16 protein-coding genes are annotated in these 13,589 nt (G+C 71.8%); 12 read left to right on the forward strand and 4 right to left on the reverse strand.

All coding sequences use genetic code 11. The features are described 5' to 3' along the window. Window positions 1–231 precede the first annotated feature (231 nt). The 4 genes from ACWIHY_RS20890 (at window position 232) to ACWIHY_RS20905 (ending at window position 3,299) form a co-directional block, all read left to right on the forward strand. Window positions 232–1,212 carry an ABC transporter ATP-binding protein gene (locus ACWIHY_RS20890; protein ID WP_454377213.1) on the forward strand — a complete coding sequence of 327 codons (981 nt, stop codon included), beginning with the start codon at window positions 232–234 and terminating at the stop codon, window positions 1,210–1,212. Continuing rightward, window positions 1,209–2,051 (forward strand): ABC transporter permease, encoded by an 843-nt coding sequence (locus ACWIHY_RS20895; protein ID WP_454377148.1) that lies wholly within the window; start codon window positions 1,209–1,211, stop codon window positions 2,049–2,051. The genes ACWIHY_RS20890 and ACWIHY_RS20895 overlap by 4 nt, the downstream gene beginning before the upstream one ends. Window positions 2,052–2,107: 56 nt before the next feature. After that, entirely contained in the window at window positions 2,108–2,815 is a 708-nt protein-coding gene (locus ACWIHY_RS20900; RefSeq protein WP_454377149.1) for a hypothetical protein, read from the forward strand. A gap of 109 nt (window positions 2,816–2,924) precedes the next feature. Then, window positions 2,925–3,299 (forward strand): hypothetical protein, encoded by a 375-nt coding sequence (locus ACWIHY_RS20905; protein ID WP_454377150.1) that lies wholly within the window; start codon window positions 2,925–2,927, stop codon window positions 3,297–3,299. Window positions 3,300–3,423: 124 nt separating this feature from the next. Here ACWIHY_RS20905 and ybaK read toward each other — a convergent pair whose 3' ends face one another. From ybaK to ACWIHY_RS20925, 4 genes are all read right to left on the reverse strand, one after another. Then, window positions 3,424–3,918, reverse strand: a complete 495-nt coding sequence (gene ybaK / locus ACWIHY_RS20910) for a Cys-tRNA(Pro) deacylase (protein ID WP_454377151.1) — start codon at window positions 3,916–3,918, stop codon at window positions 3,424–3,426. 20 nt (window positions 3,919–3,938) lie between these two features. After that, window positions 3,939–4,742 carry an LON peptidase substrate-binding domain-containing protein gene (locus ACWIHY_RS20915; protein ID WP_454377152.1) on the reverse strand — a complete coding sequence of 268 codons (804 nt, stop codon included), beginning with the start codon at window positions 4,740–4,742 and terminating at the stop codon, window positions 3,939–3,941. A gap of 5 nt (window positions 4,743–4,747) precedes the next feature. After that, window positions 4,748–5,788 (reverse strand): hypothetical protein, encoded by a 1,041-nt coding sequence (locus tag ACWIHY_RS20920; protein WP_454377153.1) that lies wholly within the window; start codon window positions 5,786–5,788, stop codon window positions 4,748–4,750. Window positions 5,789–5,982: 194 nt separating this feature from the next. Beyond that, the gene (locus tag ACWIHY_RS20925) at window positions 5,983–7,590 is read right to left on the reverse strand and encodes an oxidoreductase (protein WP_454377154.1); all 1,608 of its coding nucleotides are present in this window, start codon (window positions 7,588–7,590) and stop codon (window positions 5,983–5,985) included. A 145-nt stretch (window positions 7,591–7,735) separates the two neighbouring features. Here ACWIHY_RS20925 and hisD point away from each other — a divergent pair, with 145 nt between their 5' ends. The 8 genes from hisD to hisF are packed head-to-tail and all read left to right on the forward strand — an operon-like array spanning window position 7,736 to window position 13,491. Next, window positions 7,736–9,058 carry a histidinol dehydrogenase gene (gene hisD, locus ACWIHY_RS20930; protein WP_454377155.1) on the forward strand — a complete coding sequence of 441 codons (1,323 nt, stop codon included), beginning with the start codon at window positions 7,736–7,738 and terminating at the stop codon, window positions 9,056–9,058. Next, window positions 9,055–10,188, forward strand: coding sequence for a histidinol-phosphate transaminase (locus tag ACWIHY_RS20935; protein WP_454377156.1), 1,134 nt, complete (start codon window positions 9,055–9,057; stop codon window positions 10,186–10,188). The genes hisD and ACWIHY_RS20935 overlap by 4 nt, the downstream gene beginning before the upstream one ends. Continuing rightward, window positions 10,185–10,778, forward strand: a complete 594-nt coding sequence (hisB, locus tag ACWIHY_RS20940) for an imidazoleglycerol-phosphate dehydratase HisB (RefSeq protein WP_454377157.1) — start codon at window positions 10,185–10,187, stop codon at window positions 10,776–10,778. Before ACWIHY_RS20935 ends, hisB begins: the two co-directional genes overlap by 4 nt. Then, on the forward strand, window positions 10,775–10,942 hold the full coding sequence (locus ACWIHY_RS20945) for a hypothetical protein (protein ID WP_454377158.1): 168 nt from the start codon (window positions 10,775–10,777) through the stop codon (window positions 10,940–10,942). The genes hisB and ACWIHY_RS20945 overlap by 4 nt, the downstream gene beginning before the upstream one ends. After that, complete coding sequence (gene hisH, locus ACWIHY_RS20950) at window positions 10,939–11,580, forward strand: imidazole glycerol phosphate synthase subunit HisH (protein WP_454377159.1); 642 nt, start codon at window positions 10,939–10,941, stop codon at window positions 11,578–11,580. The genes ACWIHY_RS20945 and hisH overlap by 4 nt, the downstream gene beginning before the upstream one ends. Then, the gene (priA, locus tag ACWIHY_RS20955; protein WP_454377160.1) at window positions 11,580–12,320 is read left to right on the forward strand and encodes a bifunctional 1-(5-phosphoribosyl)-5-((5-phosphoribosylamino)methylideneamino)imidazole-4-carboxamide isomerase/phosphoribosylanthranilate isomerase PriA; all 741 of its coding nucleotides are present in this window, start codon (window positions 11,580–11,582) and stop codon (window positions 12,318–12,320) included. The genes hisH and priA overlap by 1 nt, the downstream gene beginning before the upstream one ends. Continuing rightward, a complete protein-coding gene (locus ACWIHY_RS20960) occupies window positions 12,317–12,739 on the forward strand; it encodes a RidA family protein (protein ID WP_454377161.1) in 423 nt (140 codons plus the stop codon). Before priA ends, ACWIHY_RS20960 begins: the two co-directional genes overlap by 4 nt. Then, entirely contained in the window at window positions 12,736–13,491 is a 756-nt protein-coding gene (gene hisF / locus ACWIHY_RS20965) for an imidazole glycerol phosphate synthase subunit HisF (protein ID WP_214977418.1), read from the forward strand. The genes ACWIHY_RS20960 and hisF overlap by 4 nt, the downstream gene beginning before the upstream one ends. The last annotated feature ends 98 nt before the right edge of the window (window positions 13,492–13,589 follow it).

Consider the following 13,589-nt stretch of genomic DNA (forward strand, 5'->3'; position numbering starts at 1 on the left):
GGGGAGCAGGGGAGAGGACGGCGCGGCTGATCTTCCCCTGCCAGGTGCCCGCCGCCCGTCCGGCGTTCGGGAACCGGGTCCGGGGCGGACCCCTGGCGCCGGGAAGGGGCGGGCAGGGGGAAAGGCAACGGATGTCCGAGACCGCCCCGGGGGCCGGTCCGGGCCGGGAACCCCGTAGGCTCGTCCCTCGTGAGTACGGGCACAGCACAGGCGGGTCGCGGCACGGGAGTCGTGTGTGCCGTGCGGGAGCTGGTCAAGACGTATCCCGCCGCCCGTGGCCGCCGCGGAGTGCCCGCGACGCCGGCCGTACGGGCCACCGACGGCATCTCCCTCGACGTGCACCGCGGTGAGATCTTCGGGCTGCTCGGGCCCAACGGTGCCGGAAAGTCCACCCTCGTACGGCAGCTGACCGGGCTCATGCGGCCCGACTCCGGGAGCGTCGAGCTGCTCGGGCACGATCTCGTACGGCATCCCGAGCGCGCCTCGCGGCTCGTCGCCCACCTCGGGCAGGAATCCACCGCGCTGGACGAGCTGACCGTGTCGCTCGCCGCCGAGACGACCGGACGGCTGCGCGGGCTCACCGCGAAGGCCGCCCGGGCCGAGCGGGACGACGTACTCGAAGAGCTCGGCCTCGGCGAGATCGCCGGGCGGCCGCTCAAGAAGCTGTCCGGCGGCCAGCGGCGGCTCGCCTGCTTCGCCGCCGTGCTGGTGGGCGAGCGGCCCGTACTCGTACTGGACGAACCGACCACCGGCATGGACCCCGTCGCGCGCCGCGCGGTCTGGGCGGCCGTCGACCGGCGGCGGGCGGAGAACGGCGCGACCGTGCTGCTCGTCACGCACAATGTCATCGAGGCCGAGACGGTGCTGGACCGCGTCGCTGTGCTGGAGAGCGGCCGTGTCATCGCCTGTGACAGCCCGTCCGGGCTCAAGTCGCGCGTCGCCGGTGAGGTGCGGCTCGACCTTGTCTGGCGGGAGCGGGCACCGCTGGACGTCCCCGAGGTCGCGGCGCTGCGGGAATCAGCGCAGGAGTCCGGGCGGCGCTGGGTGCTGCGGCTGGCCCCCGACGAGGCGCGGGCGGCGGTCGCCGCCGTGACCGGGGGCAAGGCGTTCGCGGCGCTCGACGACTTCACGCTGGCCACGCCGAGCCTCGAAGACGTCTACCTGGCACTCGGCGGAAGCACGAACGGGACGAAGGGGCTGGTCAAGGCGTGAGTGTCGTGCCTGCGGAGGCCGAAACCGGCTCCATGCGGATCAGGGGGGCGAGGGACGAGGCCACCGGGGCGGCCGGTGACAGGCCCGCCCCGCTCGCGCCCCGCGCGCGTCTTCTCCCGTCGCTCGCCGCCGTCTACCGGGCGCAGTTGTCCCGGGCGCGGGTGGCGCGCATCCCGCTGCTCTTCGTGGCGACCTTCCAGTCCGTCGGGATCATGGTCCTGATGCGCGGGGTCGTCGACGGGGGCGCCGAGGCGCGGGCTGTCGTGGCCGGGTCGAGCGTGCTCGTCGTCGCCTTCGTCGCGCTGAATCTGCTCGCCCAGTACTTCGGACAGCTGCGGGCCAGCGGCGGCCTCGACCACTACGCCACCCTGCCGGTGCCGCCGGCCGCGGTGGTGCTGGGCGCTGCTGCCGCGTACGCCTCCTTCACCGTGCCGGGCACGGTCGTCACGGCCGTCGTGGGATGCGTGCTCTTCCAGCTGCCGCTCACCCACCTGTGGGTGCTCGCGGCGGTCGTCCCGCTCGCGGGCGCCGCGCTCGCCGGGCTCGGAGCGGCGCTCGGACTGCTCGCGCCGCGCCAGGAACTCGCGACGCTGCTCGGCCAGCTGGGCATGTCCGCGGCGCTGCTGCTGGGGGTGCTGCCCGCCGAGCGGCTGCCCGTGCCGATCTCGTACGCCCGGGATCTGCTGCCTTCGACGTACGGCGTCGAGGCCTTCGCTCGGACCTTCGACGCGCACCCCGACTGGGCCGCGGTGGTACTCGACCTGGCGGTGTGCGCCGTCGTGGGGGTCGTCTCGCTGGCCGTCGCCACCTGGGCGTACCGGCGGGCAGCAGTCCGCTGACCGGCCCGCGGCGGTCCGGTGAGGCATGGGCCGCGGCGGCCTGGCACGATGGCAGGGTGACCGCTCCTCTGACGCCGCCTCACCACCAGCCGCCGAACGACCCCTGGCAGAAGTCCGACGCCGGGGGCGCTCCGCAGCCGCCGTCCGCGCCCCACACCGGACACGGCGCCGACTCCCTCGCCGCAGGGGGGCAGGACGGCGACCCCAGCACGTCGACGGAGGTCGTCCGGGCCGCCGTGGTGGTCCTGGCGCTGACGTTCCTGGGCGTCGCGCTCGGGCTGCTGTGGCTGTGGCTGGCGCCGCGCGTGCCGCTGATCTCCACCGACAAGGCCGTCTTCCTCAAGGACACCGAGAGCGAGGAAGCGGTCGGGGCCGACGGCACGTTCGTACTGCTGGCCCTGGCCTTCGGCGCGGTCAGCGCGGCCGTGGTCTTCTGGTTCAACCGGCGCGGGGGTATCCCGCTGGTGGTCGGGCTCGCGCTGGGCGGGCTGCTCGGCTCGTTGCTGGCGTGGGGGACCGGCGTGTGGTTCGGGCCCACGGACGATGTGGTCGAGCGGGCGCGCGAGGTCGGGCAGGGCGTGGCGTTCGACGCGCCGCTCAAGCTGGGGGCGAAGGGTGCGCTGCTGGCGTGGCCGATGGCCGCGATGCTCGTCCACCTCGGGCTGACGGCGCTGTTCGGGCCGCGGGACCCGGAGCCGGAGTGGGTAACGGGGTACGGGGACGCGACGCCGGGCGCGGCGCCGGGCGACGGTACGCAGACCTGACGCGGCGCGGGCAGCTGTGCGAGCCCCGCCTGCGATCCCCGGTGTTGCATGCCCTTCGGCGGTCGAACGCCGGGTGGAGCGGGGCTCGACGGGAGTAAAATCACGTGCCATGTCGAACCCTGATGATCTGCTCGTCGACATCGCCGCCACGGTGGAGTCCGAGCACTGCAATCAGATGTCTCTCACCGTGGTCGCCGGTGGCGCCGTAATCACCGGACGGCTGGCTCCCGAGGCGGTGTGGAGGCAGCGAGTGGCCGAGGTGCTGAAGGACTCCGACCGGCTGGGCCCGTTCTCGAGCATCTTCGTGGCCGCCGGATCGAAGCCCGGTCCGGACAAGGACGCGCCTCCGACACACCTGCACTTCCATGTCGCGAGGATCCTCCAGGGCAGCGTCGGGATCCCCGAGACCGGTGGCATGTACCGCATCGCCATCAAGGATGTGAGCGCGTGGACGGTAGGTGACTTCAGCTACTCCGACCAGTGAGCAGCTCACCCACCCCCTGAAGAGAGCGCACCCGCCTGGAACACCGGGGGGTGATGACACCGAGGGGCGCCGCCCCCTGTGGACACCGAGTTGACCCGGCGCCGACGGACCGCTCAACCGCGCCTCAGCCGCGGCCGATCGGGGCGATCACCGCGTCCGTCAGCGCCGCCAGGTCCGCGGGGGACAACTCGACCTCCAGGCCGCGCCGGCCCGCCGAGATGCACACGGTCTCGTACGACGACGCCGAGGCGTCCAGGACCGTACGGAGCTTCTTGCGCTGGCCCAGGGGCGAGATGCCACCGCGGACGTAACCCGTGGTGCGTTCCGCCGCCACCGGGTCGGCCATCGCCGCGCGCTTGCCGCCGACCGCCGCCGCCAGCGCCTTGAGGTCCAGCGAGCCCGCCACCGGTACGACCGCCACCGTCAGCGTGCCGTCGATGTCGGCCACCAGGGTCTTGAAGACACGGTCCGGCGAAACGCCCAGGGCCCGCGCCGCCTCCTCGCCGTACGAGGGGGACGCCGGGTCGTGCTCGTACGCGTGGAGGACGTACGCCGTCCCCGCCGCGGTCAGGGCGACCGTCGCGGGGGTGCCTCCGGCCTGGCGCTTGTTCTTGGCCACTGCGGCTGTGCCTCCGAAGCTCAGTTGGGGCTGGTGGGTGACCTGGTCAGTTCGACCGCGGGCAGCGAGGGGAGGTGACGGATCACCGCCGTCTCGGCGCGCAGCAGCTTCAGCTCCTCGCGCAGGCGGGTCGCCGTGTCGGGCGCCTGGAGCAGGCGCTGCTTCGCCGGAATGTCAAGCACCGTCGCGGCGGCGACCAGGTACGAGACGACGGACGGCTCGTCCGGCAGCTCCGCCCCCGTGGCCAGCGAGCGCTCCCGCGCCCCCGCCAGCCGCTTCTGGTAGTTGCGGAAGGCCCGCAGCACACCCTCGGCCAGGGCGCCGGCGTCGTCGCCCGGCTCCTCGGGCAGCTCCTCCACCTCGGCCGTGAGGTAGGGACCGCTCGCGTCGACGGAGAGGATCTTGACGCGGGTCGTCCCGGTGGCCAGCACCTCGTAACCGCCGTCCTCGCGCTCACGGATCGTCGCCGCGTCCGCGATGCACCCCACCCGGTGAAAGGCCTGGATGGGATCCGGGCCGAAGCCCGCGGCGGGGCCGCGCTCGGCCATGGTCGTGGAGTCCGGCATGCCCGGCGCGGTCGTGGCGACTTCACGGCCGTCGCGGATGGCGACGACCACGAAGCGGCGCGGCTCGTCCTCGGAAGAGGGCGAGGAAGGGGAGGCGGCGGCCGAGTCGGGGGACTGTGCGGAGTCGCCGGAGTCCGCGCCCTTCGACAGATCGCGCATCATGGCGCGATAACGCTCCTCGAAGATGTTCAGCGGCAGCACCAGGCCGGGGAACAGCACCGAGTTCAGCGGGAAGAGGGGAAGACGAGCGGTGGTCACAGCGCTCAAGCGTAATGGCCGCCGAATCGGGCCCGGCGGGCCGTCCGGCGCAAAGGCCCCAGAGGCATCGTCGAGGCCACCTGGATCCTCGCGGTGTCGCGCAGTTCCAGGAAGCGGCCCAGCACGTCGTCGCTCAGATACGCCCAGGGGAACGAGGTCGCGTACGGCCCGATCAGCCGGAACTGTTCCAGGGCGTCGGCCCACCGCCCCCTGGTGACCAGGACGTACACCAGCAGGTTGCGTACCTCGGCCGGCCACGGGTCGCCCGCCGCGTACTCGGCGGACAGCGCGATCGCCAGGTCGGCCGCCGCGTCGACGCGCTCGGGCGCGATCGCCGAGGCGGGACCGGTCGTGCCGCCCCCGCTCAGCAGGTGCGCGAAGGCCGCGCGCACGGGCAGGGCCTGCACCAGCGATCCGGGCAGGGCGTCTTCGGCGGCCTGTTCGGCGAAGTCGAAGCACTCGCGGTGCGAGCCGTACCACTGGGCCGAGAGGTACTGGAGTGCCGATACGTGGCACCCGTAATGGTGCGAGGAACGGCCCACGGCCTCCGCCCACAGTTCCTCGAAGGCGGAATGTGCCGCGTGCGTGCCACGCGCGTGGTCCAGGGCGATGCGCCACGGCACCGGGTCGCGCGGCGCGGCGTCCGCGGCGGCCTCGATCAGCGGGCCGACGTCACGCAGCCGCTCGGCGCGGGCCGGCGACTCCCACGCCCTGCGCACGGACAGCTCGGCCTTCACGAGCAGCGCGTCCGGATCGCGCGGGGACGCGGCGAGCCAGTCGCTGAGCCATTCCTCCCGGCTGTGCGCGAAGGTGGCCAGGCGGGTGGCGTACCGGTCGCGGTTCTCCCACTCGGCGCCCTCCCGGGTGGCGGCGAGGAGCTTCGCCGCGGGCCCGTGGTCGCCGAGCGCGGCGGCGACGAGGGTCGGCCCGAGGCGCTCGTCGGGTACGTCGAGGAGTACCTCGTCGTCGCCGAGCAGACCGGCGCCGAGATCCGGGGTGTGGCGGATCATGCGCGCGGTGCTGATCAGAGCGCGAAGGAATGGCATGGTCGCACCATTGAAAACCGCAGGTCGGGGCGGCGCCAGTGCGTGTCGGTGAAGCTTTAGTATCGGCTGGAAAGGTTGTGCCACCGTCAGTCAAGGGACGGTAAAGGAAGCGTGGGCGGCGGGGGTTGCCGTGGCGCTCCGGTGACCCCCGCACGCACGGACCGACAGCCCGGCCCGGCACGGACCGAAGCAGCTCAGCCCCGCCGAAGCAGTCGGGACGCCCCCGCCGCCACCGTCGTCGCCAGGATCCAGCCGAGCAGGATCAGGCCCGCCGCCGCCCATTGCCAGGGGCCGTCGAGCTGCCAGTAACCGTCCTGCCCCAGATTGATCACCGGCAGCAGCAGGTCGAGCGCGTAGAGGGAGGCGTTCCACTCCGGGTGCTGCTCGCGGTTGATCGCGGGCGGATCGAGCCGCGCGAACGCCACCGCGCCCGCCGCCCAGAGCACGGCCATCCAGACCGCCGCCCGGCCCGGCCGGTAGCCGTACGCCACCGTCCAGTCCTGCAGGAAGCCCCAGAGCTTTCCGGCGAGCGGCAGCGTCTCGCGCCGTCTTCGCTGCTTGGCCAGGAGCACTTCGCGGGCGTCGGCGTCCTCCCCGCTGTTGCGCAGGACGGCCGCGAGCCGTTCGTACGGTTCCGGGGCGTACTCCGGAGTCGCGGCCGTCACCCACTCCAGCCGCCGCGAGAGCGGGAACAGCCCGCGCGGTACGAGGCTCTCGTACGTGAAGCCGCCCATGGCCAGCCCGCCAGGACGCGGCCAGCTGTCCGCCTTGTCCACCAGATTGCCGACCTTCGCGCCGGACAGCACGACCTTCCCCTCCTCGGGCCGCTCGCACAGAAATCGCAGCTCGGGCGTCTGGACCCGGCGCAGCGACAACTCGTGCCCGAGCGACATGACGAACCGGGCCCCGTCGAAGTCCACCGCGTCGCCGAACCGTCCGTCGTCGAGCCGCAGCCCGCCCTCGCACTCGAACCGCTGCACGCGCGTGCCGCGTACCGGCGTGTTCCCGATGCCGTACGGAGGAGTGGTCCCCGGCGCCGCTCCGCGGGGCCCGATCCCCGCCGGCGTCATGTAGAGCGTGCGCTCGACGGTCAGCTGGGGGGCGTTCAGCGCGCGCCGCCCCTCCACGCCGTACGGCCTGCGCAGCCGGCTGCCGCGCAGGCTCAGCGAGACCCCGACCTTCGCGCCGCGCAGACTGAACTCGCCGTGCGACTCGATCATCTCGGCCTGGAGGTCCTGGGCGACGGACAGTCCGTCGGCGGCGATGGAACGGCCGTTGCGGTCCTGGCGTACGACGATCTGGTTGATCAGCAGGTCCGTGCCGATCTGCGCGTCGGTGAGCCGGATGCCGCCGGGCACGGTGCAGCGCGGCAGATGCAGGTCGCCCTCGGTGTGCAGCCGGGCCGCCTCGAGGCGTGGGATGGAGCAGCCGACCATGCGCAGCGTGGTGAAGTGGCACTCGGGCAGCAGCACCTCCTTCTCGAAGCGGCAGTTGTTCATCTCGACGTACGGCTCGACGCGCCCGCCCGAGAGCTTGAGCGTGCCGGTGATCTGTACGCCGCTGAGTTTGAGGGCCGCGACCCGCCCGGGCAGCGCGGGCGGCCCGCTGAGCAGCAGCAGCGCGACGACGCGCGCGCGGACGCAGCGTTCGGGGGGCCACGGACGGGGGGACAACGGGTCGTCCAGGACGGGATTGCGGGTGCGGAGGTCGTACGTACTGCCGTTGCGGAACGCCTGCCACATGCCGAGTTCCGAGGCACTGAGCCAGTCGGGCGCTTCGACGTCTTGCTGCGGCTCGGTCAAGGCCGCCCCTTTCGCCGATTCGTACAGCCGTTCTTCCCTCTGTGTGACGGGCTGAACGCTAGTGGTCATGAATGACGCGTGGGGCGTGTATCAGCCAGTGATACGGAGGCTCGGCTGCCGGATGGGGTCTGAGAGAATTGTCAGCGTGATCTCTCGAATCGATCTGCGCGGTGACGCCCTCCCCGAGGGTGCCGACCTGCGCGACCTGCTGCCCCGTGCCGACTTCGATGTACAGGCCGCCCTGGAGAAGGTGCGGCCCATCTGCGAGGACGTGCATCATCGGGGCACGGCGGCGCTGATCGAGTACGCGGAGAAATTCGACGGCGTGAAGCTGGAGCGCGTACGGGTTCCGGCGGAGGCGCTGAGCGCCGCCCTGGAGCAGCTCGAGCCCAAGGTCAGGGCCGCGCTCGAGGAGTCGATCCGGCGCGCCCGCATCGTGCACCGCGAGCAGCGCCGCAGCGAGCACACCACACAGGTCGTGCCCGGCGGCACGGTCACCGAGCGCTGGGTGCCGGTCGGACGCGTGGGCCTGTACGCGCCCGGCGGCCGGTCCGTCTACCCCTCCTCCGTGATCATGAACGTGGTCCCGGCGCAGGAGGCCGGAGTCGAGTCGATCGCGCTCGCTTCCCCCGCCCAGGCGGAGTTCGGCGGCCTGCCGCACCCCACGATCCTCGCGGCCTGCGCGCTGCTCGGCATCGACGAGGTGTACGCCGCGGGCGGCGCCACGGCCGTCGCGATGTTCGCGTACGGAACGGACGAGTGCGCGCCGGTCAACATGGTCACCGGTCCCGGCAACATCTGGGTGGCCGCCGCCAAGCGCTACTTCACCGGCCTCATCGGCATCGACACCGAGGCCGGCCCCACCGAGATCGCGGTCCTCGCCGACGACACGGCCGACCCGGTGCACGTCGCCGCCGACCTGATCAGCCAGGCCGAGCACGACCCGCTGGCCGCCGCCGTCCTGGTGACGGACTCCGAGGAGCTCGCGGTCGCGGTCGAGAAGGAGCTGGAGCCGCAGGTCGCGGCCACCAAGCACCGTGACGACCGGATCATTCCGGCGCTCGGCGGCAAGCAGTCGTCCATCGTCCTGGTCGACTCCATGGAAGAGGGCCTCAAGGTCGTCGACGCGTACGGCGCCGAGCACCTGGAGATCCAGACCGCCGACGCCGCCGCGCTCGCCCGGCGCGTACGCAACGCGGGCGCGATCTTCGTCGGCCCGTACGCCCCGGTCTCGCTCGGCGACTACTGCGCCGGCTCCAACCACGTCCTGCCGACCGGCGGCTGCGCCTGCCACTCGTCGGGCCTGTCGGTCCAGTCGTTCCTTCGCGGCATCCACATCGTGGACTACACGCGCGACGCGCTCGCCGAGGTCACGCACCACGTGGTGACGCTGGCCGAGGCGGAGGACCTTCCGGCGCACGGCGCCGCCCTGAAGGCGCGCTTCGGATGGAAGGTGCCGACGGAATGACCCGTGCGACCAGCACCACCCGTATCGACGATCTCCCCATCCGCGACGAGCTGCGCGGCAAGTCCCCGTACGGCGCGCCCCAGCTCGACGTGCCCGTACGGCTGAACACCAACGAGAACCCGTACCCGCTGCCCGAGGCGCTCGTCGAGCGCATCGCGGAGCGGGTGCGCGACGCGGCCCGCGAGCTCAACCGCTACCCGGACCGGGACGCGGTCGAGCTGCGCACCGAGCTGGCCCGCTACCTCACCCGCACCGCCGGGTACGAGGTCGCCATGGCCAACGTCTGGGCGGCCAACGGCTCCAACGAGGTCATCCAGCAGCTGCTCCAGACCTTCGGCGGCCCCGGCCGTACCGCCATCGGCTTCGAGCCGTCGTACTCGATGCACGGCCTCATCTCGCGCGGCACCGGCACCGGCTGGATCTCCGGGCCGCGCAACGAGGACTTCACCATCGACGTCGCGGCGGCCGAGAAGTCCATCGCCGAGAACCAGCCCGATGTCGTCTTCATCACCTCGCCCAACAACCCCACCGGCACGGCGGTCGGAGCCGACACCGTCCTCGCGCTGTACGAGGCGGCCCAGGCGGCCAAGCCGTCGCTTGTCGTCGTCGACGAGGCGTACGGCGAATTCAGCCACCACCCGTCCCTGCTGCCGCTGATCGAGGGACGGCCGAACATGGTGCTCTCCCGCACCATGTCCAAGGCGTTCGGCGCCGCCGGTCTGCGCCTCGGGTACCTCGCCGCCGACCCCGCCGTGGTCGACGCCGTACAGCTGGTGCGCCTGCCGTACCACCTGTCGTCCGTCACGCAGGCCACCGCGCTCGCCGCGCTCGAACACACCGATACGCTGCTGGGGTACGTCGAGCAGCTCAAGACCGAGCGGGACCGCCTGGTCACCGAGCTGCGCGCCATCGGCTTCGAGGTGACGGACTCGGACGCCAACTTCGTCCAGTTCGGCCGGTTCGACGGCGCGGCAGGCTCCCACGAGGCGTGGCAGCGGATCCTCGACCAGGGCGTCCTGGTCCGTGACAACGGCGTACCGGGCTGGCTGCGGGTCACCGCCGGCACCCCCGAAGAGAACGACGCGTTCCTCGATGCGGTACGCGCACTGAAGAAGGAGCACAGCTCATGAGTCGCGTAGGACGCGTCGAGCGGACCACCAAGGAGACCTCGGTCGTCGTCGAGATCAACCTCGACGGCACCGGCAAGGTCGATGTGTCGACAGGCGTCGGCTTCTACGACCACATGCTCGACCAGCTCGGCCGCCACGGCCTCTTCGACCTCACCGTGAAGACCGACGGGGACCTGCACATCGACTCGCACCACACGATCGAGGACACCGCCCTGGCTCTCGGCGCCGCCTTCAAGCAGGCGCTCGGCGACAAGGTCGGCATCTACCGCTTCGGCAACTGCACGGTGCCGCTGGACGAGTCGCTCGCCCAGGTCACCGTGGATCTCTCCGGCCGCCCATACCTCGTGCACACCGAGCCCGAGAAGATGGCGCCGATGATCGGCGAGTACGACACGACGATGACCCGGCACATCCTGGAGTCCTTCGTCGCGCAGGCCCAGATCGCCCTGCACGTGCACGTCCCGTACGGACGCAACGCGCACCACATCGTGGAGTGCCAGTTCAAGGCCCTGGCGCGGGCCCTGCGGTACGCGTCGGAGCACGACCCGCGCGCCGCCGGCATCCTCCCCTCCACCAAGGGCGCACTGTGACAGGCCTCTCCACCATTCTGATCGTCGTCGGGCTCTTCCTCCTGGGAGGCGTGTACTCCTTCTGGAAGCAGGAGCTGCCCAAGGGCGTCATCGTGCTCCTCGGGATCGGCGCCGTGATGTGCCTGGTCGCCGGTGTCATGCGAATCCAAGGACTCTGGGCATGAGCGACAAGAAGAAGATCGTCGTCTTCGACTACGGCTTCGGCAATGTCCGCTCCGCCGAGCGGGCGCTGGCCCACGTCGGCGCGGACGTCGAGATCACCCGCGACTTCGACAAGGCCATGAACGCCGACGGGCTGCTCGTCCCCGGCGTCGGCGCCTTCTCCGCCTGCATGAAGGGGCTGCGCGACGCGCGCGGCGACTGGATCGTCGGCCGCAGGCTCTCCGGCGGCCGCCCGGTGATGGGCATCTGCGTGGGCATGCAGATCCTCTTCGAGCGCGGTATCGAGCACGGGGTGGAGACCGAGGGCCTCGACGAGTGGCCCGGCACGGTCGGCCCGCTCCAGGCGCCGGTCGTCCCGCACATGGGCTGGAACACGGTCCGGGCGCCCGAGGACAGCGAGCTGTTCGCCGGCCTCGACGCCGACGCGCGCTACTACTTCGTGCACTCGTACGCCGTGCACGACTGGAGCCTGGAAGTCACCAACGCCAAGATCCGTGCGCCCAAGGTCACTTGGAGCACGCACGGCGAGCCCTTCGTGGCGGCCGTCGAGAACGGCGCGCTGTGGGCGACCCAGTTCCACCCCGAGAAGTCCGGCGACGCCGGCGCCCAGCTGCTGACCAACTGGATCGGAACCCTCTGATGCCCTCCGCGAACACCGCGAAGCTTGAACTGCTCCCCGCCGTCGACGTCCGCGACGGTCAGGCCGTGCGCCTGGTCCATGGCGAGTCCGGCTCGGAGACGTCGTACGGCGATCCCCTTCAGGCCGCCCTCGCCTGGCAGCAGGCGGGCGCCGAGTGGCTGCACCTCGTCGACCTCGACGCGGCGTTCGGCACCGGTGACAACCGGGCTCGGATCGCCGAGGTCGCCCGTTCCATGGACATCAAGGTCGAGCTGTCCGGCGGCATCCGCGACGACGCCTCGCTCGCGGCGGCGCTCGCCACCGGCTGCAAGCGCGTCAACCTCGGTACGGCCGCGCTGGAGACCCCCGAGTGGGTCGCCAAGGTCATCGCGGAGTACGGCGACAAGATCGCGGTCGGCCTGGACGTGCGCGGTACGACCCTGCGCGGCCGCGGCTGGACCCGCGACGGCGGCGACCTCTACGAGACGCTGGCGCGCCTCGACTCCGAGGGCTGCGCGCGGTACGTCGTCACGGACATCGCCAAGGACGGCACGCTCCAGGGCCCGAACCTGGAACTCCTGAAGAACGTCTGCGCCGCGACCGACAAGCCCGTCGTCGCCTCCGGCGGCGTCTCCTCCCTCGACGACCTGCGCGCGATCGCGTCGCTCGTCCCCGAGGGTGTTGAGGGCGCGATCGTCGGAAAGGCGCTGTACGCCAAGGCGTTCACGCTGGAAGAGGCGCTGGCGGCGGTGTCCGCATGACGGTGTCCCCTTCCGGTTCCGTACGCAAGGTCTCGACCGGTGCCCCGTGGGAGGAGCAGTTCGGCTACTCCCGCGCCGTTGAGCTGCCGAACGGCCTGGTCCTCGTCTCGGGCTGCACGTCGGTCGTGGACGGCGTCATCGACGCCGGTACGCCGTACCAGCAGACCCTCACCGCATTCGGCGTCGCCTTCGGCGCGCTGGAGCAGGTCGGCCTCGGACGCGAGGACGTCGTACGCACCCGCATGTACATCACGCACGCCCGGGACGTCGACGACGTCGGTCGCGCGCACAAGGAGCTGTTCGACGACGTGCGGCCGGCGGCGTCGATGATCATCGTCTCCGGATTCGTGGACCCGAGCCTGGTCGTCGAGATCGAGATCGAGGCCTACCGAGGAGACCGAGGAGGTCGCGACTCATGACCCTCGCGGTCCGAGTGATCCCCTGCCTGGACGTCGACAACGGCAGAGTCGTCAAGGGCGTCAACTTCCAGAACCTGCGCGACGCCGGCGACCCCGTCGAGATGGCGAAGCTGTACGACGCGGAGGGCGCCGACGAGCTGACGTTCCTCGACATCACCGCGTCCTCCGGCAACCGGGAGACGACGTACGACGTGGTGCGCCGCACCGCCGAGCAGGTCTTCATCCCGCTGACGGTCGGCGGCGGCGTACGCACCACCGAGGACGTCGACAAGCTGCTGCGGGCCGGCGCGGACAAGGTCGGCGTGAACACCGCCGCCATCGCCCGTCCCGACCTGATCCGCGAAATCGCGGAGCGCTTCGGGCGGCAGGTCCTGGTGCTGTCGGTCGACGCACGCCGTACGGAATCCGGCTCATTCGAGGTCACGACGCACGGCGGCCGCAAGTCCGCCGGCATCGACGCGGTCGAGTGGGCGCACCGGGCGGCGGAGCTCGGAGCGGGCGAGATCCTGCTCAACTCGATGGACGCGGACGGCACGAAGGACGGCTACGACACCGAGATGATCGCGGCGGTGCGCAAGCACGTCACCGTCCCGGTGATCGCGTCCGGTGGCGCGGGCAGGCTCGCCCACTTCCCGCCGGCGATCGCGGCGGGCGCGGACGCGGTGCTCGCGGCGTCGGTCTTCCACTTCGGCGACCTGCGGATCTCCCAGGTCAAGGACACCTTGCGCGAGGCGGGCCACCCGGTCCGTTAGCCGCCCTGCGGGCGTCTCCTCGAACGCCGGAGGTGCGGATGGTTCCACCACCACATCCACACCTCCGGCGTTCGAGGAACGGGCTCCCCGGGCGGAGC

The sequence above is a fragment of the Streptomyces sp. NPDC055287 genome (genome assembly GCF_053646035.1).